This window comes from Robiginitalea marina (assembly GCF_024006985.1).
Classification (GTDB): domain Bacteria; phylum Bacteroidota; class Bacteroidia; order Flavobacteriales; family Flavobacteriaceae; genus Robiginitalea; species Robiginitalea marina.
On the sequence record NZ_JAMXIB010000005.1, the window covers coordinates 235,917 to 254,784 of the forward strand.

Consider the following 18,868-nt stretch of genomic DNA (forward strand, 5'->3'; position numbering starts at 1 on the left):
GGGGCCGATTTCCGGCCTGAAGTATTGAGGCCTCCCTCCGGAGACTACCCGCCCATGGGGGTCGTCAGGATGGCCTTAAGGGCATTGAGGCCGTAGGCAACCTGCCCGAGTTCCAGGTTTTCATTCGGGCTGTGCTGGTTGTTGTCGGGGTTAACCAGCGGGAGGATAAAGGCCGGGATCTTCAGGGCATTGATGAATGGGGCGATGGGAACGGTGCCCCCCATGATCCGTATCTGTACCACAGGGGTTTCGAAGGTGCCGTTGAGGGTACGTACCAGGTGTTGCCCGAAGGGGTTGTCCAGGGGGGTTCGGAAGGCGTCGGTAACGCTGCCTTCTTCCACCGTGATCCACTTATCATAAGCGGCGCGCATTTCCGGGGTGGGGATGGAATCCGCGATGCGGTACCCCTGTGCCTCGATATGTTTTCTCACCAGGTTTTTAAGCCGCGTCCCGTCGGTTTCGGGCACCAGCCTGAGGTCGAGTTCGGCCGTGGCCGTGGCCGGGACGATGGTCCGCGCCTCAGGGCCAATCCAGGCGGAACCCAGGCCGCGGATGTTCAGGGAGGGGTACTGGAGCGCTTCCTGGTAGAAGGCCCCCACCCGCTCTGGTTGCCTTATCTGGAGCATGGCATGTATCGCTGCCGGGTCGTCCGGGACGGCGCGCAGCACCTCCCGGTCCGACTCTGAAAGGGCAATGCCGTCGTAATAGCCGGGGATAACCACCTTCCCATCTTCGTCCTTCATACTGGCCAGCAGGGTGGCCAGCCTGAAGGCGGGGTTGGGGGCGTAGTTCCCGTAGTGACCGCTATGCTGGGGCCTTACGGGCCCGTAGGTGGTCAGGGTCATGCTGGTAATCCCCCGGCATCCGTACACCACGGTGGGCAGGCCGGAGACATGGACCGGGCCGTCGGAAATCAGGAGGTAATCGGCCTCCAGCAATTCCCGGTATTGCTGTACCGCTTTGGGCAGGGGTTTGCTGCTTTTTTCCTCTTCCCCGTCAAGGATCACCTTTATGTTGTAGGAGAGCTCTTTCCCCGTTTTGCGGAGCAGGTCGATGGTGTTGAGGAACATCACGATAGGGCCCTTATCGTCGGAGGTGGAACGCCCGTAAAGCCTCCAGTGGGCGGGGATGGAATCGTTCAGGGCCGAAAAGGGGAGGGTTTCCCAGCGCCCGTCCCGCGGGGCCTTCAGGACTGCCTTGTACGGATCTGGCTGGTCCCATTTGGAAGGGTCCACCGACTGGCCGTCGAAGTGCATGTAGAACAGCAGGGTGGGTTTTCCCTCCTTTAGGGGCAGGGCCGCAAAAAACAGGGGTTGGCCCTCGGTGGGGAGTACCGAGGTATTGAACCCCCTTTCGCTGAACTTCGCAGTGAGCCAGCGCAGGTTTCGCTCAATATCCGAGGACACCAGGGCATCGTTGGGCAGGGCCACGAACTCGACCAGTTCATCAATGGTGTGGCGCACCTGGGCGGTAAAAATGGCGTCCTCCTGGGCTTTGACCAGGGTGCCGGAAAACAGCAGGAAGAAAAAAAGGAAATTGCGCATGGGCTGGCTTTTGTCGGCTAAAGCTAAAGAATTTCCCGCATAAAACCGCTGTGGGGGAATGTCCTTTGCCCCTTAACGGCTGGCCCCGAGCTTCTTCCCCAGCAGGCGCAGCAGCAAGATCCAGGGCAGCCCGTGGAACGCCACATCGAACCAGTCCATAACCCCCATGCCCCGGGCCCCGCCCAGGATCCAGCGCAATTTGCCCCATAAGTGGGGTTCCGGGAAGTAGGGGGCCAGCCCCAGGGTGAGGCAGAGGAAAATCACGATCCTCCAGTCATCGATTACGGATTTCATGGGCGGATTTTTTTAATAAAGGATGGGATCGCTGCTACCCCGTGGGCGGAAAGCTCCCTGATGAAGGCCGAACCGATGATGGCCCCTTTTGCATGGGCGGTTGCCTGGCCAAAGGTATGGGCGTTGCTGATGCCAAACCCCACGATCCTGGGGTTTTTGAGGTCCATGGCCGCAATGCGCCGGAAGTACTCCTGCTGGGCCGGGTCAAAACCTTCCCGGGCCCCGGTGGTACTGGCACTGCTGACCATGTAGATAAAGGCATCCGAGGCGTCATCGATTTGCCGGATCCGCGCCTGGGAGGTTTGGGGGGTGATCAGGAAAATCATTTTCAGCCCGTACCGTTCCAGGATTTCGCGGTATTCCCGCTGGTAGATTTCCAGGGGGAGGTCGGGCAGGATCAGCCCGTCGATCCCCGTTTCGGCACATTGTTTACAGAAGGCTTCGACCCCGTACTGCAACACGGGGTTGAAATAACCCATCAGGATCAGGGGCACGTGGATTTCCCTGCGTACCCCTTTGAGTTGTTCAAAAAGGCGGGCGGTCGTCATGCCATTTTTCAGGGCAGCCGTGGAGCTTTCCTGTATGGTGGGGCCGTCGGCCAGGGGGTCGCTGAAGGGCAGGCCGATCTCGATCATGTCGACCCCGCTTTCCTGTAATCGGCGCAGGACGGGAAGCGTATCTTCCAGGGCCGGATACCCCGCCGTGAAATAAATGGATAGCAGGGGCCCTTCCTTGCCGAGGGCTCCTTTGATCCGGTCCGTGCCGCGGGTAGTGGTTTGGTTTGCCATGGCTTACAGGTTGAAATAGTCGATGTAGGTTTGTAAATCCTTGTCGCCCCGGCCCGAGAGGTTGATCACCACCACGTCCTGCGGGCCGAAGGGCCGCTTCTCCAGTACGGCAAAGGCGTGGGAGGTCTCAATAGCCGGGATGATTCCTTCCAGGGCGGCCAGGCGCCGCCCTGCTTCCATAGCCTCGGCATCGGTGATGGAGTGGAATTCCCCCCTTCCGGAAGCGTAGAGGTGGGCGTGCATGGGGCCAATTCCCGGATAATCCAGCCCGGCCGAAATCGAATAGGGTTCGGTGATTTGCCCGTCAGCGGTCTGCATCAGCAGGGTTTTGCTCCCGTGGATGATCCCCACCCGGCCCAGGGCCGAGGTGGCCGCGCTTTCCCCGGTATGCACCCCTTTCCCGGCAGCCTCCACTGCGATAATCCCCACTTCTTCCCGGTCCAGGTAGTGGTAATATGCCCCGGCCGCATTGCTGCCGCCCCCCACACAGGCGATCAGGTAGTCGGGGGCATCCCGGCCTTCCTTTTCAAGCAGTTGTGCCCCGATTTCTTCCGAAATGACGGCCTGGAACCGCGCCACCATGTCGGGGTAGGGATGGGGCCCCACTACCGAGCCAATGATGTAATGGGTGTCTTCGGGGTTGTTGATCCAGTCGCGGATGGCTTCGTTGGTGGCATCCTTCAGGGTGCGGCTGCCCGACCGGGCGGGGCGCACCTCAGCCCCGAGGAGTTTCATCCGGGCCACGTTGGGGGCCTGGCGCGCTATGTCAACTTCCCCCATATAGACCACGCAGGGCAGGCCCATCAGCGCACAAACGGTAGCAGTGGCCACCCCGTGCTGCCCGGCTCCGGTTTCCGCGATGATCCGCTTTTTGCCCAGCCTGCGGGCCAGCAGGATCTGGCCAATGGTGTTATTCACCTTATGGGCCCCGGTATGGCAGAGATCTTCCCGTTTCAGGTAAATCCGGCACCCGAAGCGTTCCGACAGCCTGCCGGCAAAGTAAAGGGGGGTGGGCCGCCCCACGTAATCGCGGAGCAGGTGATGGAATTCCTCACTAAAACCGGGATCGGCCATAATCTCCAGATAGCAGTTTCTGAGTTCCTCCACATTGGGGTAAAGCATTTCAGGGATAAAGGCCCCCCCGAAGGCGCCGTAAAACCCGTTTTCATCCACTTGGTACGTTTTCATAGCTTTTTTTTGTATTTCGTTGTTGTGTCCTCCCCGGGCCCGGAGGTCCAAAAAGGACTTTCCATAAAGGCCCTCAGGGTTTCGGGGTCCTTCTCCCCGGGCCGGATCTCAAAGCGGCTGTTCACGTCCACGGCATGGCAATAACGCCCAGCGGGGTGCCGCAGGAATTCCCCAAGTTTGGCGGTGTCAGACAATCCGATACCCCCGCTCAGGAAAAAAAGCTTTTCAAAGGGATACGCTTCCAGCAACCCCCAGTCAAAAGCCACCCCATTGCCCCCGGGCAGGGGACCCCGGGTGTCGAAGAGGAAAAAATCGCAGCAGGGCAGGTAGGCCTCCAGGGGGGCGAAATCGAAGCCCGGCCCCAGGGCGAAAGCCTTGATCAGTTCCTTTTCCCCAAGCCTTAGCTTCAGGGTGTTGCAATATTCGGGCGATTCTTCCCCATGGAGCTGCACGGCATCCAGCTCCAGGGCAGCGGTCCGCTCCAGGAGGGTCGCCGGGGGTGCATCCACAAAAACCCCAACGCGCCGGATCCCTTCGGGCAGTTGTGGCAGGGAGGACGCCCCGAAATACCGGGCACTGCCTTCCCAAAGGATAAAGCCCAGGTAGTCGGGTCCCAGGGCCGCCACCTGGGCCGTGTTGTGTTTCATGCCACAGACTTTCAGTTTCACGGTTCCAGGGTTTTGACGAATTCAGCCAAAGCAGCCCCGGGGTCGGGCTGCTTCATAAACGATTCCCCCATCAGGAAGCCCTGGTAGCCGAGCTGCTGCAATTCCCGAAGCTGGGCCGGGTGGCCCAGGCCACTTTCGGAAACCCTGCCCACTTCCGCGGGGATCAGGGAAATCAGCTCCCGGCTGGTGTCGAGGCTTACTTCAAAGGTCTTCAGGTTGCGGTTGTTCACCCCGATCAGGTCGGCGCCCCCTTCGAGGGATCGCTCGAGCTCTTCCCGGTCATGCACTTCGAGCAGTACTTCCATCCCCAGGGCGTGCGCTTCCCCGCAGAGTTCCCGGATTTGTCCCGGGTCGAGGACCGCCGCGATCAGCAGGATGGCATCTGCCCCATAAGCCCTGGCTTCCAGGACCTGATACGGGTTGATGATGAATTCCTTGCGCAGCAGCGGAAGCTCGGTACTGGCGCGGGCAAGGAGGAGATCGTCGAGGGACCCCCCGAAATATTTTCCGTCCGTCAGCACGGAAATGGCTGCAGCGCCACCCCGCTCGTACCCTTTTACCACGGTTTCCACGCTGCAGCCCTGGTTGATCACCGCCCGGGAAGGCGAACGCCGCTTGTGTTCCGCAATAATCCCCGATGGCCTCTGGCCGAGGGAGGCGACCAGGGAGCGCGGGTTGCGCTCCATCAACCGGCAGGCCTCCAGTTGCCCCGTCGGGACCACTGCCTTCCTGAGCGCCACCTCTGCCCTTTTGTCCCTGATGATTTGTTCCAGGATGTTCATGGGTTGTTTTTTAAGGGTTGTCGGTACTGAGGGTTTGCAACTCCCGGAATGCCGCAAGGGCCCGGCCACTGGCCAGGGCTTCCCGGGCCCTGTCGGCCCCTTCCCTGGCCGGGCACCCCGTGGCGGTCGAAATGGCCATGCCTGCGTTGGCGCACACCACCGCCTGTTGAGCCTCTGTCCCCCTGCCCTGGAGTACCGAAAGGAAAATTCGGGCGGCTTCCTCCACGCTCTCCCCCCCGTAAATGGCAGCAGGTTCCAGGGCCTGCAGCCCGAAATCCTCCGGGTGCAGCACCGCCTCCAGGGAATTCCCGAAAACTTTGGTAGGCCCGGTGAGGGAGATTTCGTCGTACCCGTCCAGCCCGTGGAGGATGCTGTAGGTCTTGTCCGTATTCTGGTAGAGGTATCCGTACATGCGCGCCAGTTCCAGGTTAAAGACCCCAACCATTTGCAGCCTCGGAAAGGCAGGGTTCACCATGGGGCCCAGCATGTTGAAGAAGGTTTTCACCCCGAGCTCGCGCCGTATCGGGGCCACCTGTTTCATGGCCGGGTGGAAAAGGGGGGCGTGCAGGACGCAGATGCCGGCCCGGTCGAGGCAGCGTTTTAAAAAATCTGCCTCTGCGGAAAACCGGATTCCCAGGAACTCCAGTACATTGCTGCTGCCGCAGGCGGAAGAAACCCCGTAATTTCCGTGCTTGGCCACGGGCACGCCGGCCCCGGCACAGACAAAGGAGGCAAGGGTGGAAATATTGAAGGTGTTTTTGCCATCCCCCCCGGTCCCGCAAAGGTCAATGGGGTCGAATTCCGAAAGGTCCACGGCGTGGCAGAGCTCCAGGAGGGCATCCCGGAAGCCTTCCAGTTCCCCGGTGGCCACGCTGCGCATCATATATACGGTCAGGAAGGCAGCCATCTCGCTGGGGTTATAGCTCCCGGTAGCCATCCGGATCATGACCTGCCGGGACTCTTCCCGGCTGAGCAACTGGTGGCCGATCAGTTTGTTCAGGATATCTTTCATTCCGTTTCGTTTAGCCAGTTGGAAAGGATTTGTTTTCCCTGGGGGGTCAGTACTGATTCGGGATGGTACTGCACGGCATGCACATTGTAATCCCGGTGGCGGAGCGACATGACCTCCCCTTGCCTGTCACGGGCCGTAACCTCCAGGCAGGGGGGCAGATCGGGATGCACTACCCAGGAATGGTAACGACCCACCTCGATTTCTTCGGGCAGCCCGCGGTACAGGACCTCATCCCCTAAGAGCCGGATTTGGGTGGCCACCCCGTGGTAGACCTGTTGCAGGTTCACCAGGCGCCCACCGAAGACCTCGGCGATAGCCTGTTGGCCCAGGCAGACCCCGAAAATCCGTTTATCCGGGGCAAACTTCCTGATGATTTCCTTCAGCAGCCCGGCTTCATCTGGGATTCCCGGGCCGGGTGACAGTACAAGGTGGTCGAAGCCGGCCACCTCCTCCAGGCCGATCCGGTCATTCCGGCGGACGGTTACCCCAGCCCCCAGTTCCTCCAGAAGGTGGACCAGGTTGTACGTAAAACTGTCGTAATTGTCGATGACCAGGACCTTTTTCATGATCAGAGGGATTCGGCGATTTCCAGGGCCTTGTTAAGGGCCCCCAATTTGTTGTAGGTCTCCTGCAATTCCGCTTCAGGGTCCGAGGCGGCTACCAGGCCGGCACCGGCCTGGTAGAATAGCCGGTGGTTTTTGCTCAGGAAGGTCCTGATCATGATGGCATGGTTGAAATCGCCGTCAAACGCCATGAAGCCAATGGCCCCCCCGTAATAGTTGCGGCTGGTTTTTTCGTATTGTTCGATCAGCTGCATGGCCCGGTGCTTCGGGGCCCCGCTCAGGGTTCCCGCAGGGAAGGTGTCGGCCACCACTTTCATGGTGGGCACCCCTTCCTTGACCTGCCCGGTAACTTTGGAGACCAGGTGGATCACATGGGAGAAGTACTGCACTTCCCGGAAAGTTTCCACCTGCACCATGTTCCCGTTGCGGCTCAGGTCATTGCGAGCCAGGTCGACCAGCATGACGTGTTCGCTGTTTTCTTTCCGGTCGGCCGCGAGCCTTCGGGCCAGTTCGGCGTCTTCCTCATCGTTGCCGGTGCGCCGGAAGGTCCCGGCGATGGGATGGATTTCGGCCTTCCCTTTTTTGACAACCAGCTGGGCTTCCGGGGAGCTGCCGAAGATCCTGAAATCCCCGTAATCGAAATAGAACAGGTAGGGGGAGGGGTTGATCGACCGAAGGGCCCTGTAGACATTGAAATCGTCGCCCCTGAATTGCTGTGAAAACCGCCGTGAAAGGACCAGTTGGAAGACGTCCCCCCGGGCGCAGTGTTTTTTGGCCAGTTCCACCTGGGCGAGGAAATCGGCATCCTCCAGGTTAGACTCCCGGGCTCCCTCCCTTTGGAACCTGTAGGTGGCAAACGTCTGCACCGCAAGCAGCTGCTCCAGTTCGGTAAGGTTATCGAGCCCATCGTAGCTGTGGGAAAAGAGGTAGGCCTCATTTTTGAAGTGGTCGATGGCGATGACGTTTTGGTAGACTGCATAAATCAGGTCCGGGATCTCCGGGGAACCGGGCTTTTTTCCGATGGCAATGTCCTCGAAATAGCGTACGGCATCATACGACAGGTATCCGAAGAGCCCGTTGTTGATGAATTTGAACCCGTGGTCCTCTACGCGGAAGTTCCCCGCAAAGCGGTCGATTTCCATGGCCAGGTCGGTCCCCGGCCCAAGGGCCCGGGTTTCGGACCGGCCGTCGGGAAAGGCTTCCACAAGGGTATCGCAATGCACTCGGATGGAGGCAATGGGGTTGCAGCAGATATAGGAAAAGGAATTGTCGTTGGCGTGGTAGTCGCTGCTCTCCAGCAAAATGCTGCCAGGGAACCGGTCGCGCACGCGCAGGTAGACGCTTACCGGCGTGATGGTGTCGGCCAGGATTTTCTTATATCGGGTCCTAAGGGCGTAGCTCATGGCTGTGGGTGTTAAATAAGAAAAGGCTTGTCGTGACAGACAAGCCTTTTATATCAGATACAAACTGGGCTTAGGTCACGACCGTAGGGGTCCTGAATTCCACCACCAGCTAGTATGGGTTGTTGTATTCATTGCGGTCCAAATATAGGAAGGAAAAAACCTCCGCGCAACAACAGGGCATAAAAAAACACCGGGAATTCCCGGTGTTTTCAAGACTGTGCAATCCTACTAGAATTCGAGGTCCACTACAAGGTCGAACTCATCGTAGATGGTTTTGTCACCCAGGTTTTCAAAAAAGCTTCCCGACCCGTAACGCACATTGTACTGGGCGCGGTCCACCTTTACCGTGGCGGTTGCCTTGCTTCCGTACACGGAAACATCGAAGGTGATGGGCTTGGTGATTCCCTTGATGGTCAGGTCTCCGGTGACTTCGTAGGAGTTCTTGCCGGTAGCCTTCACACTGGTGAAGACCAGGGTAGAGGAGGGGTGCGATTCCACGGAGAAGAAATCATCGGATTTCAGGTGTCCTTCCAGTTTTTGGCGGGATTCCCCTTCCAGGTCGGTAGCAATCAGGGTGGTCATGTCCACCTCGAATTCCCCGCCGGTAAGCTGGCCTTCTTCGAAAAGCAGCGCCCCCGACTTCAGGGCCACGGTACCCGTGTGGGAACCGGTCACTTTGTAGGCTTTCCATGTTACGGTGCTTTCGCCGGCCTTTACTTCCTTCCTTTCCACCTCAACGGGTTCAGTAGCGGATACGCCGGAGGCCACAAGGGCAAATGCAATGGTAAAAATAGAACGTTTCATAGTCAAATGGATTAAATTAAAAGTGTTAGGGTTATGGATAATTAAACAGATATGAACATCTCAGCGGCAGGCCGGCGCACCTTGCGGGCATGCTGGGTAGCGTCTTCCCCGGAACGGTAGCCCGCCGGGATGATCAGCGTGGCGGTCAGGCCCTTTTCCGGCAACCCGAGGATTTCGTCTACCTGTTGCGGGACGAAGCCTTCCATCGGGCAGGTGTCGATTTGAAGGAAGGCCGCTGCCGCAAGGAGGTTCCCAAGGGCAATGTAGGCCTGCCTGGCCGCCCATTCCGACTTCTCCTGCGCGGAAAGGCCCAGAAGTTTTGATTTCATGAAATCGCCATAGCCGCTCAGGCCTTCCCTGGGGATTCCGCGCGAACCGGCAACTTCGTCCAGATAGGTGTCGATGAGTTCCCCCCCAAAATCGGTGGGGCTGGCCAGTACAAACAGGTGGGAAGCCTGGGTTACCTGAGGCTGATTCCAGCAGGCGGGTTGGAGGCGGGCCCTGATTTCCGGGTCGCGCACCAACAACACCTTATAGGGCTGCAGGCCATAGGAAGAGGCGCTTAACCTAACGGCTTCCAACAGCTGCTCCACCTGGTCCTCAGACAGGGTCCGGCCAGCGTCAAATTTTTTGGTGGCGTACCGCCAGTTCAGTGCTTCGAGGTATTCGTTTACAACAGTCTTTATCATAGTAAGGGTTAAAAAATAAGGTCCAACAGGTGGTTTAGTTCTTTCATTTGTCCCTCGTCCAGGGGTTTCAGCACTTCCCGTTCCACGGCATCCACGGCCCGGTCCATTTCTGTCAGGATTTCCTGTCCTTTTGGCGTAAGCCTGATTTCGACCTTCCGCCGGTTTTCCGGGCAGGTTTTCCGCTCGGCATAGTGCTTGGCGATTAGTTTGTCGACCAGCCGGGTGGTGTTGCTCATGCGGCTGACCATGCGTTCATTGATGGTGCTCAGGTTGGCAGGATTTCCTTTCTGCCCCCGGAGGATGCGCATTACGTTGAATTGCTGTAGGCTGATATCAAAAGGTTTCAGGGCTTGCGTCAGCTGGTCCTGGAGGTGGTTGTGCACCAGCACCAGGTGGATGATGGTGCGCCGTTCCAGGGGAAGCGGACCCCCGGTTTTTATATATGCCTCTACATTCATACCAATACAACTATTGTATATACAAATGTATATTATTTATAATTGCTTTTCCAAGGGCCCTGCCCCTAATTTTTTGTTAAATCGCTTTTGTTGCGCCCGAAATACCCAAAAGGGGGCCCCCAGGGGCCCGGGCAATCCCGGGAATGGATATAGGCCGGGGTCCCTGGCGGGTGTTACGGTAAGGCAGGATTGTGTATTTTTGCCAAAACTGTTGTACCTATGGCTGACCTGACACAAGAAGAATGGCGCTCCCGCCTGGAGCATGACGAAAACGCCGTCATCCTGGATGTGCGCACCAGCGAAGAGATGGAAGAGGGGTATATTCCCGGGGCCATCCACCTCGATATTTACCAGCCCCAGGAATTCCTGGAGGGCCTCGACGCCCTGGACAAATCGAAACACTACTACGTGTATTGCCGTTCGGGTAACCGGAGCGGGCAGGCCTGCGCCCTGATGACTTCCCGCGGGTTCTCCGCTGCCTTCAACCTCATGGGGGGTATGATTGAATGGGAAGGGGATGTTACCTTCTAGGCGTACAGGCACAGGTACAACCTGGCAGGACCCCGATAACTCCAGGTCCCTTAACCTGTTTTACCGCATCCTGTATTATTTCCAGAAACGGGGTTTTGAAGTATCCCGCCGGATTGCCGAGCGGCTTGGGATCCGTACCCGGGTGGTGCGGACCACTTTTATCTACCTCACTTTCGTGACCCTTGGTTTCGGGTTTGCCCTTTACCTGTTCCTCGCATTCTGGCTGCGTATCAAAGACCTGATTTATACGAAGCGGACTTCCGTTTTTGACCTTTAGCCCATGTTTCGCCTGTTCCGATCCAGATTCTACCTCGCGCTCTTCCTGATGGGCGCGGTCCTCATCATGGGGGTGCTCGGATACCGGTATATTTCCGACTTCTCCTGGATCGATGCCCTGTACATGACCGTAATTACGGTAACTACAGTGGGTTTTCGCGAAATCCGCCCCCTGAGTGCCTCGGAGCAGCTCTTTACCATTGTACTGATCGCCTCAAGCGTCTTTATTTTTGCCTTTGCCCTTTCGGTGATTACCGAATACCTGCTCAGCAGGAACTCCATGGAACTATTAAAAAAGAAAAAAGTGAAACAGCAGATCGACCGATTGGATAACCACGTCATCGTTTGCGGGTTCGGGCGGAACGGGTCCCAGGCCGTGGCACGCCTGAAGGCCTACAAAAAACCCTTTGTTGTCATTGAAAAGGACCGGGATATTATTGAGAAACATAGGGATGACATCCTTTTCCTGGAAGGGGATACCGTGGAAGACGACATCCTCCTCGCCGCCGGGGTCCAAAGGGCCAGCAGCCTGATTGCCACCCTGCCCGATGATGCCGCCAACCTCTTTGTGGTGCTTTCGGCCCGGCAGCTCAACCCCGACCTCTTCATCATCAGCAGGGCCTCCCAGATCAGCTCACAGAAAAAATTACAGCTCGCCGGGGCCGATAAGGTCATTATGCCCGATAAGATTGGCGGCGACCATATGGCGTCCCTGGTGGTCCTCCCCGACCTGATCACCTTTATGGATAAGCTATCCATGGAAGGGGAGCATACGACGAACCTCGAGGAAGTCCACATCGAAGACTTTACCAGTCAACTGGAATGCAATACCCTTCGCGACCTTGACCTGCGCCGCAAAACCGGGTGCACCATTATCGGATATGTTACCCCCGACGGCACCTATATCATTAACCCGGAGGCAGATATGCCCCTGCAACCCCGCAGCAAGGTTATCGTCCTGGGGAGGCCCGATCAGATCCGTATACTGAACGAAATGTTCCGGATCGGCTAGCCCCCGGGGAACCATGATCGCGGGGCCCCACGGCAGGATCCCGGCGCGGGCAATTTTGTCCTGAAGGCACCGGCCATCTCCCCGGTCTGCTTTAAAGGGGTTAGAATTTGATGGGGTAATTTTTTTTTAGGATATTGCCCCATCCTAAGACCAGAACAATCTAACTCAAACCACCCATATGAAGCATGCATTTGTCCTCCTGTTTAGTTTCCTGTGCCTGGCCACTGCCGCCCAGGAGCTGAAGGTCAGGGAAACCATCAGCAACCCTTCGCGTAATATCAACGATGGGGTGATCCATTTGGAGGTTTCCGGGGGAAGGCCCCCCTATACCTTTAAATGGAGCAACCAAAGCACCCCCTTAAGCTCCGGACGGGCGACCGGCCTTACCGAGGGAATCCCTTATACAGCAGTGATTACCGATGCCATGGGAAATACCGTGACCCGGGTAAACACGGTGCCCACAGAGGCCATCGCTGAGGTGTTCAACGGGGCCATGACCCCGGCGGTTGGGGCCCTGGGGGCTATCCTGTTCTGGGACCCTTTTGCGGCTTCCGGACTTTATGACCCCCAGGTGTATGCCGACCAGAAGCGGATTCCCATCCCGGGTTGGTCCCCTGAGGTGAAGGACCGGTTTGTGCTGAAAAAATGGATCCGTCCCGACGGGGCTGCCATTAGCAAAGGCGACCCGATTGCCACCATTTCCCGTGACGGCGGGGCAGACCTGACCGTAACCGCCCTGGCCGGGGGTACCCTCCGGCACCTGGTCAAAGAAGGGGGAGTGGTCTACAATTCAGAAAATTTGGAACACGTCATTGAGCAGGGGGCCCATTACCTGGCAGATATTGTCTATGACGAGCCAATAGTCCTGACCCACCCCAATGGGGACCCCATTTCCAACGGGATCCCCTTCATCGTGATCTGGCTGGTGCTCGGGGCCACCTTCTTTACCCTCCGGATGGGCTTTATCAACCTCCGGGGGTTCCGCCATTCCATAGACCTGGCCAAGGGGAAATACGACGACCCTGAAGCCCCCGGGCAGGTGACCCATTTCCAGGCCCTGGCCACGGCGGTTTCGGGGACGGTAGGGCTCGGGAACATCGCCGGGGTGGCTGTAGCCGTATCCCTTGGCGGGGCCGGGGCTACGTTCTGGATGATCGTTTGCGGCCTGCTCGGGATGTCCTCAAAATTTGTGGAATGTACCCTGGGGGTGAAATACCGCGACATCCTCCCTGACGGCAGGGTTTTCGGGGGGCCGATGAATTACCTGCGCTATGGGTTGGAAAAGCGCAATATGAAGGGTCTCGGCAAGGTCCTTGCCGGGGTGTTTGCCGTTTTGTGTGTTGGGGCTTCCTTTGGGGGAGGCAATATGTTCCAGGCCAACCAGTCCTTTGAACAACTGGCCGGGCAGTTCCATGTGCTCCAGGGCAATGGGTTCTGGTTCGGGGTGGTTACCGCTATCCTGGTGGGGGTGGTAATTATCGGGGGGATCCGCAGCATTGCCAACGTTACCGGCCGCGTAGTGCCCCTGATGGCTTCCATTTACATCATCGCCGCCCTTGCTGTGATTATCATGAACATCCAGAATATAGGACCCGCTTTTTCCGCAATCCTGGAAGGGGCTTTCAACCCGGGGGCGCTTAAGGGCGGCATCATCGGGGTACTGGTGGTCGGATTCCAGCGCGCGGCCTTTTCCAATGAGGCCGGGGTGGGTTCCGCGGCTATTGCGCACAGTACGGCAAAAACCCACAACCCCCCTTCGGAAGGGTTTGTGGCCCTGCTGGAACCGTTTATCGATACGGTGGTCGTGTGTACCTTAACGGCCCTGGTGCTGATTTTTACCGGGATGCACGAAGTGGAAGGGATGGCCGGGGCACAGTTAACCTCAGATGCCTTTGGAAGCGTTATCTCCTGGTTCCCCTATGTGCTTGGGGTTGCCGTTTTCCTGTTCGCCTTTTCCACCATGATTTCCTGGTCCTATTACGGCATGCGCGCCTGGACCTACCTCTTCGGCAAAAGCAGGCGTTCCGAAATGGTTTATAAAATGCTCTTCCTCATCTTTGTGGTCATCGGGGCGTCCGTGAGCCTTGGCGCTGTCCTGGATTTCTCCGACATGATGATCCTGGCCATGTCCTTCCCCAATATCATCGGACTTTATATCATGTCCGGGGAGGTTCGGAAAGACCTTGATGATTACCTGAAGCGCCTGAAGAGCAACCAGCTGTTCAGGAAGCAGACTGCAAGATAACCACAGCCCCGGGCCCTACTTTTGGGCCATGAGGCGACCAGGACCCCACTTTGCGCAACACCCGGGAGTGCGAAGTGGGGTTTTTTATTTCCTCCTGCTCACCGCACTGTTGCAGGCGGTGGGTTATGGGGTTTCAAACCTGAACCGGTCGCGGGGGCGCCGCTCCGGCCTGGTGGTGGATACGCTCTGGCAGCGGCGCCTGGATTCGCTCAGGCACCAACAGGTATCGGAACAAAAAACCGGGACGCCAGGAGCCTATGAGGCAAACCGCATCAACGAGTACCGGGGCTACCTCCTCGGGATACCGCCGCCGGCACTGGACCGTCTTTACGCTTTCCGGGAGCAGGGGGGGACCCTGGACAACCTGGAGGCTTTCCGCCGGGTGAGCGGCCTGCCTGACAGCACTGTAAGCCGACTGGCTCCATACCTTCGCTTCCCCCGTACAAAGTCGCACCCGCCCCTTCGGGCGGGCAGGACTGACCTGAACCGGGTAACAGCCCCGGAACTTGAGGCCGTTCGGGGCATTGGCCCGGTGCTTTCCAGGCGGATTGTAAAATTCCGGGAGGCCCTGGGCGGGTTTTTGCACGAATCCCAACTCCTGGACGTCTACGGTTTGGATGCTTCCGTCGCCCGGGAGGTCAGCCGGGCCTTTCCCCTGGGTGACCCACCCCACGTTCGGAAAATTCCGCTGAATGAAGCCACGGTGGAGGAACTCGCTTCCCTGGTCTACCTCAACCGGACTCTGGCCGCTGCCATCGTGTCCCGAAGGGATCGGCAGGGGCCCTATAGCAATCTGGAGGAGTTGCTGCAGGTGCCCGGGTTCCCCGCCGACAAAATTGAGAGAATTGAGTTATATTTGGGGCTCTAAAAAAATTGCCATGATAACGGAAACATCAACTCCCGTAAATTTTGAGTACCCCGAGACCCAGCGCATGGTTGCGGAGGCTGCCCGGAGCTTTGCCCAGCAGTACATACAGCCGCATGTAATGGAGTGGGACGAGGCTCAGACCCTGCCGGTGGACGTCTTGCGGAAAGCCGGGGAAATGGGCTTTATGGGGATTTTGGTCCCCCAATCGCTCGGCGGTTCCGGCCTGGGATACCACGAATACATCGCCATTTTGGAGGAGATCTCCAGGGTGGATCCCTCCATCGGACTTTCCGTGGCGGCCCATAATTCCCTTTGTACGAACCACATCCTGATGTTCGGGGACGAATCGCAAAAAGAGCGCTGGATCCCGAGGCTGGCCTCCGGGGAATGGATCGGGGCCTGGGGCCTCACCGAGCACAATACCGGTTCAGATGCCGGGGGGATGAATACCACGGCCAAAAAGGACGGGGACACCTGGATCCTTAACGGGGCAAAGAACTTCATCACCCATGGCCGCAGCGGAAATGTTGCGGTAGTGATCGCCCGTACCGGTGAAAAGGGTGACAGCCGCGGAATGACCGCATTTGTGGTGGAAAAGGGCACCCCGGGCTTCAGCAGCGGGAAAAAGGAAAACAAGTTGGGCATGCGGGCCAGTGAAACCGCTGAACTCGTGTTTGACCAGTGCAGGATCCCCGATGCCAATCGCCTTGGGCCGGTAGGGGAGGGCTTTATCCAGTCCATGAAAATCCTTGACGGTGGACGGATTTCTATCGGGGCACTTTCCCTGGGGATTGCCAAAGGGGCCTATGAAGCCGCCCTGAAATACTCTAAAGAACGCGTGCAGTTTGGCAAGCCCATCAGCCAGTTTCAGGGCATCTCCTTTAAGCTCGCTGAAATGGCCACTGAAATCGAGGCCGCAGAACTTCTGGTACATAAGGCCGCCTTCCTAAAAAATAGCGGCAAGCCAGTGACCCAGCTGAGCGCGATGGCCAAGATGTATGCCTCTGAGGTTTGCGTGCGGGTAGCCAGCGAAGCGGTTCAGATCCACGGTGGGTACGGGTATACCAAGGATTTTCCGGTGGAGAAATTCTACCGCGACTCCAAATTGTGCACCATAGGGGAGGGGACCACGGAAATCCAGAAGGTGGTCATTGCAAAAAATATTTTGAAAGATTAGGGCAATTCGAAAGAATGCCACTATATTTGCAGCCCGAATGCCAAATGAAAGGAGGTGGTAGCCTATGTTAATTATACCTGTTAAAGAAGGAGAAAACATCGACAGAGCGTTGAAGCGCTTTAAGCGTAAATTCGACAAGACCGGCACGATGCGTCAGCTGCGCAAACGGCAGCAGTTCACCAAGCCCTCTGTGGAAAAACGCCAGCAGAACCTCAAAGCTCAGTATATCCAGCGCCTGAGGGATCAGGAAGAGATCTAGTCAGGTCGCCATTTTGCGATAACACCCGGATTCCCTTTAGGGATTCCGGGTTTTTTTTTGCCGCTTTCGTATCTTTAGGCGATGTCGCTACAGCAGTTCCGCAACTATATGGCCCTGGAGAAAAAGTACTCGGCCCACACCGTGGAGGCCTACCTCCGCGATTTGGAACAGTTCCGGGTCTTTTGTGCAGGCGAACACGGTGAAGAACCCCTTGAGGAGATGCCCTACAGCGTGGTCCGCAGTTGGATCATAGCACAGATCGAAGGGGGGTGCACCAACCGAAGCGTCAACCGGAAGGTGGCTTCCCTTAAGGCGTATTACAAGTATCTGGTACGCATGGGCCGGATCCCCACGAGCCCCCTGGCGTCCCATCGGCCCCTTAAGTCTGAAAAAAAGGTGGAAATTCCATTTTCGGTCGGGGAGATGCGGGAACTGCTTACCCAATGGCCTGAAGAGCCGGGTTATGAAAGCCTGCGCGATCGCCTCCTGGTGGACCTGCTCTACACTACGGGCATCCGGAGGGCCGAACTGATCGGGATACGGCTGGCCGACCTCGATCTGGACGCGGGAACCCTCAGGGTGCTGGGTAAACGCAATAAAGAACGGGTCCTGCCGCTGCTCACCGGGCTGACCCCGCTTTTCCAAAGCTACCTTAAGGTCCGGGAAGCGGAATTTCCCCAGGCAGATACCCCTTATCTTTTTCTCTCTGCTTCAGGCAATAAAATGTATGAAGCCCTTGTTTATAGGATTATAAATAAATACCTTAGTAAGGTATCCCAGAAGGCTAAAAGGAGCCCTCATGTTCTTCGGCATACTTTTGCGACCCACTTGCTCAACCAGGGAGCCGACATGAATTCGGTCAAGGAATTGCTCGGACACGCTTCTCTGGCCTCCACACAGGTGTATACCCATAACAGCATTGCCGAATTAAAGCGAATCCACCTGGAATCCCACCCGAGGAACAAAAAGCGGGATACCATTTAGTAACCCTCAAACCTAGCAGCTTATGAAGGTAAACACCCAATCTGTCAACTTCAATGCCGATGAAAAACTCCTCGATTATATCCAGAAGCGGCTTGATAAACTCGACCTGTTCTACGATCGGGTCACCAGTGCCGAAGTCTTCCTGAAAGTGGAGAACACCAGTGCCAAGGACAACAAAACGGCTGAAGTAAAACTCCATGTCCCAAAAGATGTGTTTATAGTCAAAAAACAGTGCAAATCTTTCGAGGAGGCAGTGGACTCTGCCTGCGGCTCCCTGGAGCGAAAACTGGTTAAAAAGAAAAGGAAACCGAAGGTAGTGAACGCCCTAAAATTTTTCTAAAAATATTTTGATTAAATAAATAATTATCTACATTTGCAGTCCGTTAGAAATAGCGGACTTTTTTATGCTATAAAAAGGCCCACAAAGCCGATGTAGCTCAGCTGGCTAGAGCACGTGATTTGTAATCTCGGGGTCGTGGGTTCGAGTCCCTCCATCGGCTCTCAAGTTCTTAGGAAATAAAGGGTTCGGGGAGATACTCAAGCGGCCAACGAGGACAGACTGTAAATCTGTTGGTTTTCACCTTCGCAGGTTCGAATCCTGCTCTCCCCACAAAGAAAATTTCCAAGTGGGTGTCAAGAGCTCGCTCTTGTAAGACCACGGAGAAATTTTCTTTGATCCAGGTTCCCCGAACCAGGATCACCGAGCGAAGTGAGGTAATCCACTGGTTTCGGAAGTTCATTGAGTTTTAAATCGCCTAAAAGGCAGTGACTAAATAAGATTCGGACAGGACGCCGGCGCACCAGCTGGCCCCTCGCTGAAAAAGGTCCACCGGACCTTTTTCGGGCGCTCGGTCCGGATCACCGACCCCGATAGTCCCGATAATTATCGGGAGGGGAGGTAATCTGCCTAGGGAAGGATGTTCATTGAAGAATAATTTCCGAACGTCGAAAGCTTGCTTTCGTAAGTCCCTTGCGGACGTCTGGTCCGGAATTTGAAATATTGGAATTTCTATAAATGCGGGAGTAGCTCAGTTGGTAGAGCGTCAGCCTTCCAAGCTGAATGTCGCCGGTTCGAACCCGGTCTCCCGCTCAAAGACCTTGGGCATAGTTGGCAGTATCGCATGCTTGGGGGTTAACCCGGATGGTCCTCGGGCCGCCTGGTACCCATTGCCCATAAAGCCGACGTAGCTCAGGGGTAGAGCGTTTCCTTGGTAAGGAAGAGGTCACGGGTTCAATTCCCGTCGTTGGCTCGAAAGTATGAAGTCACCAACGGGCTTCGAACCTGAACCTCTTTTAGAGGTCACGTGTTCCCCCGATAGCCAT

At 56.9% G+C, this 18,868-nt stretch carries 21 protein-coding genes and 4 tRNA genes; 13 read left to right on the plus strand and 12 right to left on the minus strand.

What is annotated here, in order from left to right:
- Positions 1-44: 44 nt before the first annotated feature.
- From NG653_RS08420 to NG653_RS08475, 12 genes are all read right to left on the minus strand, one after another.
- The gene (locus NG653_RS08420; RefSeq protein WP_252741253.1) at positions 45-1,544 is read right to left on the minus strand and encodes a M20/M25/M40 family metallo-hydrolase; all 1,500 of its coding nucleotides are present in this window, start codon (positions 1,542-1,544) and stop codon (positions 45-47) included.
- 72 nt (positions 1,545-1,616) lie between these two features.
- Positions 1,617-1,838 (minus strand): hypothetical protein, encoded by a 222-nt coding sequence (locus NG653_RS08425; protein WP_252741254.1) that lies wholly within the window; start codon positions 1,836-1,838, stop codon positions 1,617-1,619.
- Positions 1,835-2,626 carry a tryptophan synthase subunit alpha gene (gene trpA / locus NG653_RS08430; protein WP_252741255.1) on the minus strand — a complete coding sequence of 264 codons (792 nt, stop codon included), beginning with the start codon at positions 2,624-2,626 and terminating at the stop codon, positions 1,835-1,837. Before trpA ends, NG653_RS08425 begins: the two co-directional genes overlap by 4 nt.
- Before the next feature lie 3 nt (positions 2,627-2,629).
- On the minus strand, positions 2,630-3,814 hold the full coding sequence (gene trpB, locus NG653_RS08435; protein ID WP_252741256.1) for a tryptophan synthase subunit beta: 1,185 nt from the start codon (positions 3,812-3,814) through the stop codon (positions 2,630-2,632).
- Positions 3,811-4,482: a phosphoribosylanthranilate isomerase gene (locus tag NG653_RS08440; RefSeq protein ID WP_252741257.1), complete on the minus strand. Its 672-nt coding sequence runs from the start codon at positions 4,480-4,482 to the stop codon at positions 3,811-3,813. The genes trpB and NG653_RS08440 overlap by 4 nt, the downstream gene beginning before the upstream one ends.
- Positions 4,479-5,264, minus strand: a complete 786-nt coding sequence (trpC, locus tag NG653_RS08445; RefSeq protein ID WP_252741258.1) for an indole-3-glycerol phosphate synthase TrpC — start codon at positions 5,262-5,264, stop codon at positions 4,479-4,481. The genes NG653_RS08440 and trpC overlap by 4 nt, the downstream gene beginning before the upstream one ends.
- 10 nt (positions 5,265-5,274) lie before the next feature.
- Entirely contained in the window at positions 5,275-6,276 is a 1,002-nt protein-coding gene (gene trpD / locus NG653_RS08450; protein ID WP_252741259.1) for an anthranilate phosphoribosyltransferase, read from the minus strand.
- Positions 6,273-6,842 carry an anthranilate synthase component II gene (locus NG653_RS08455; protein ID WP_252741260.1) on the minus strand — a complete coding sequence of 190 codons (570 nt, stop codon included), beginning with the start codon at positions 6,840-6,842 and terminating at the stop codon, positions 6,273-6,275. Before NG653_RS08455 ends, trpD begins: the two co-directional genes overlap by 4 nt.
- Positions 6,843-6,844: 2 nt before the next feature.
- On the minus strand, positions 6,845-8,242 hold the full coding sequence (locus NG653_RS08460) for an anthranilate synthase component I family protein (protein WP_252741261.1): 1,398 nt from the start codon (positions 8,240-8,242) through the stop codon (positions 6,845-6,847).
- Between the two features lie 228 nt (positions 8,243-8,470).
- Positions 8,471-9,046 carry a YceI family protein gene (locus NG653_RS08465; RefSeq protein WP_252741262.1) on the minus strand — a complete coding sequence of 192 codons (576 nt, stop codon included), beginning with the start codon at positions 9,044-9,046 and terminating at the stop codon, positions 8,471-8,473.
- 41 nt (positions 9,047-9,087) lie between these two features.
- The gene (locus NG653_RS08470; RefSeq protein ID WP_252741263.1) at positions 9,088-9,735 is read right to left on the minus strand and encodes an NAD(P)H-dependent oxidoreductase; all 648 of its coding nucleotides are present in this window, start codon (positions 9,733-9,735) and stop codon (positions 9,088-9,090) included.
- Positions 9,736-9,743: 8 nt separating this feature from the next.
- Entirely contained in the window at positions 9,744-10,193 is a 450-nt protein-coding gene (locus NG653_RS08475; RefSeq protein ID WP_252741264.1) for a MarR family winged helix-turn-helix transcriptional regulator, read from the minus strand.
- Positions 10,194-10,412: 219 nt separating this feature from the next.
- Here NG653_RS08475 and NG653_RS08480 point away from each other — a divergent pair, with 219 nt between their 5' ends.
- From NG653_RS08480 to NG653_RS08540, 13 genes are all read left to right on the plus strand, one after another.
- Positions 10,413-10,724 (plus strand): rhodanese-like domain-containing protein, encoded by a 312-nt coding sequence (locus NG653_RS08480; protein ID WP_252741265.1) that lies wholly within the window; start codon positions 10,413-10,415, stop codon positions 10,722-10,724.
- A 55-nt stretch (positions 10,725-10,779) separates the two neighbouring features.
- Positions 10,780-11,001, plus strand: a complete 222-nt coding sequence (locus NG653_RS08485; protein WP_252741293.1) for a PspC domain-containing protein — start codon at positions 10,780-10,782, stop codon at positions 10,999-11,001.
- Positions 11,002-11,004: 3 nt separating this feature from the next.
- Positions 11,005-12,012, plus strand: coding sequence for a potassium channel family protein (locus tag NG653_RS08490; protein ID WP_252741266.1), 1,008 nt, complete (start codon positions 11,005-11,007; stop codon positions 12,010-12,012).
- A gap of 178 nt (positions 12,013-12,190) precedes the next feature.
- Positions 12,191-14,257 (plus strand): amino acid carrier protein, encoded by a 2,067-nt coding sequence (locus NG653_RS08495; protein ID WP_252741267.1) that lies wholly within the window; start codon positions 12,191-12,193, stop codon positions 14,255-14,257.
- A 28-nt stretch (positions 14,258-14,285) separates the two neighbouring features.
- Entirely contained in the window at positions 14,286-15,125 is an 840-nt protein-coding gene (locus NG653_RS08500; protein ID WP_252741268.1) for a ComEA family DNA-binding protein, read from the plus strand.
- Positions 15,126-15,135: 10 nt separating this feature from the next.
- Positions 15,136-16,302 (plus strand): acyl-CoA dehydrogenase family protein, encoded by a 1,167-nt coding sequence (locus tag NG653_RS08505; protein ID WP_252741269.1) that lies wholly within the window; start codon positions 15,136-15,138, stop codon positions 16,300-16,302.
- A gap of 64 nt (positions 16,303-16,366) precedes the next feature.
- Positions 16,367-16,561 (plus strand): 30S ribosomal protein S21, encoded by a 195-nt coding sequence (gene rpsU / locus NG653_RS08510; RefSeq protein ID WP_252741270.1) that lies wholly within the window; start codon positions 16,367-16,369, stop codon positions 16,559-16,561.
- 81 nt (positions 16,562-16,642) lie between these two features.
- The gene (locus tag NG653_RS08515; RefSeq protein ID WP_252741271.1) at positions 16,643-17,545 is read left to right on the plus strand and encodes a tyrosine-type recombinase/integrase; all 903 of its coding nucleotides are present in this window, start codon (positions 16,643-16,645) and stop codon (positions 17,543-17,545) included.
- A 22-nt stretch (positions 17,546-17,567) separates the two neighbouring features.
- A complete protein-coding gene (hpf, locus tag NG653_RS08520) occupies positions 17,568-17,885 on the plus strand; it encodes a ribosome hibernation-promoting factor, HPF/YfiA family (RefSeq protein ID WP_252741272.1) in 318 nt (105 codons plus the stop codon).
- Between the two features lie 86 nt (positions 17,886-17,971).
- Positions 17,972-18,045, plus strand: a tRNA-Thr gene (locus tag NG653_RS08525).
- Positions 18,046-18,072: 27 nt separating this feature from the next.
- Positions 18,073-18,155: transfer RNA gene (locus NG653_RS08530), tRNA-Tyr, on the plus strand.
- Between the two features lie 407 nt (positions 18,156-18,562).
- Positions 18,563-18,635 (plus strand) — tRNA-Gly (locus NG653_RS08535).
- A gap of 88 nt (positions 18,636-18,723) precedes the next feature.
- Positions 18,724-18,795: transfer RNA gene (locus NG653_RS08540), tRNA-Thr, on the plus strand.
- The last annotated feature ends 73 nt before the right edge of the window (positions 18,796-18,868 follow it).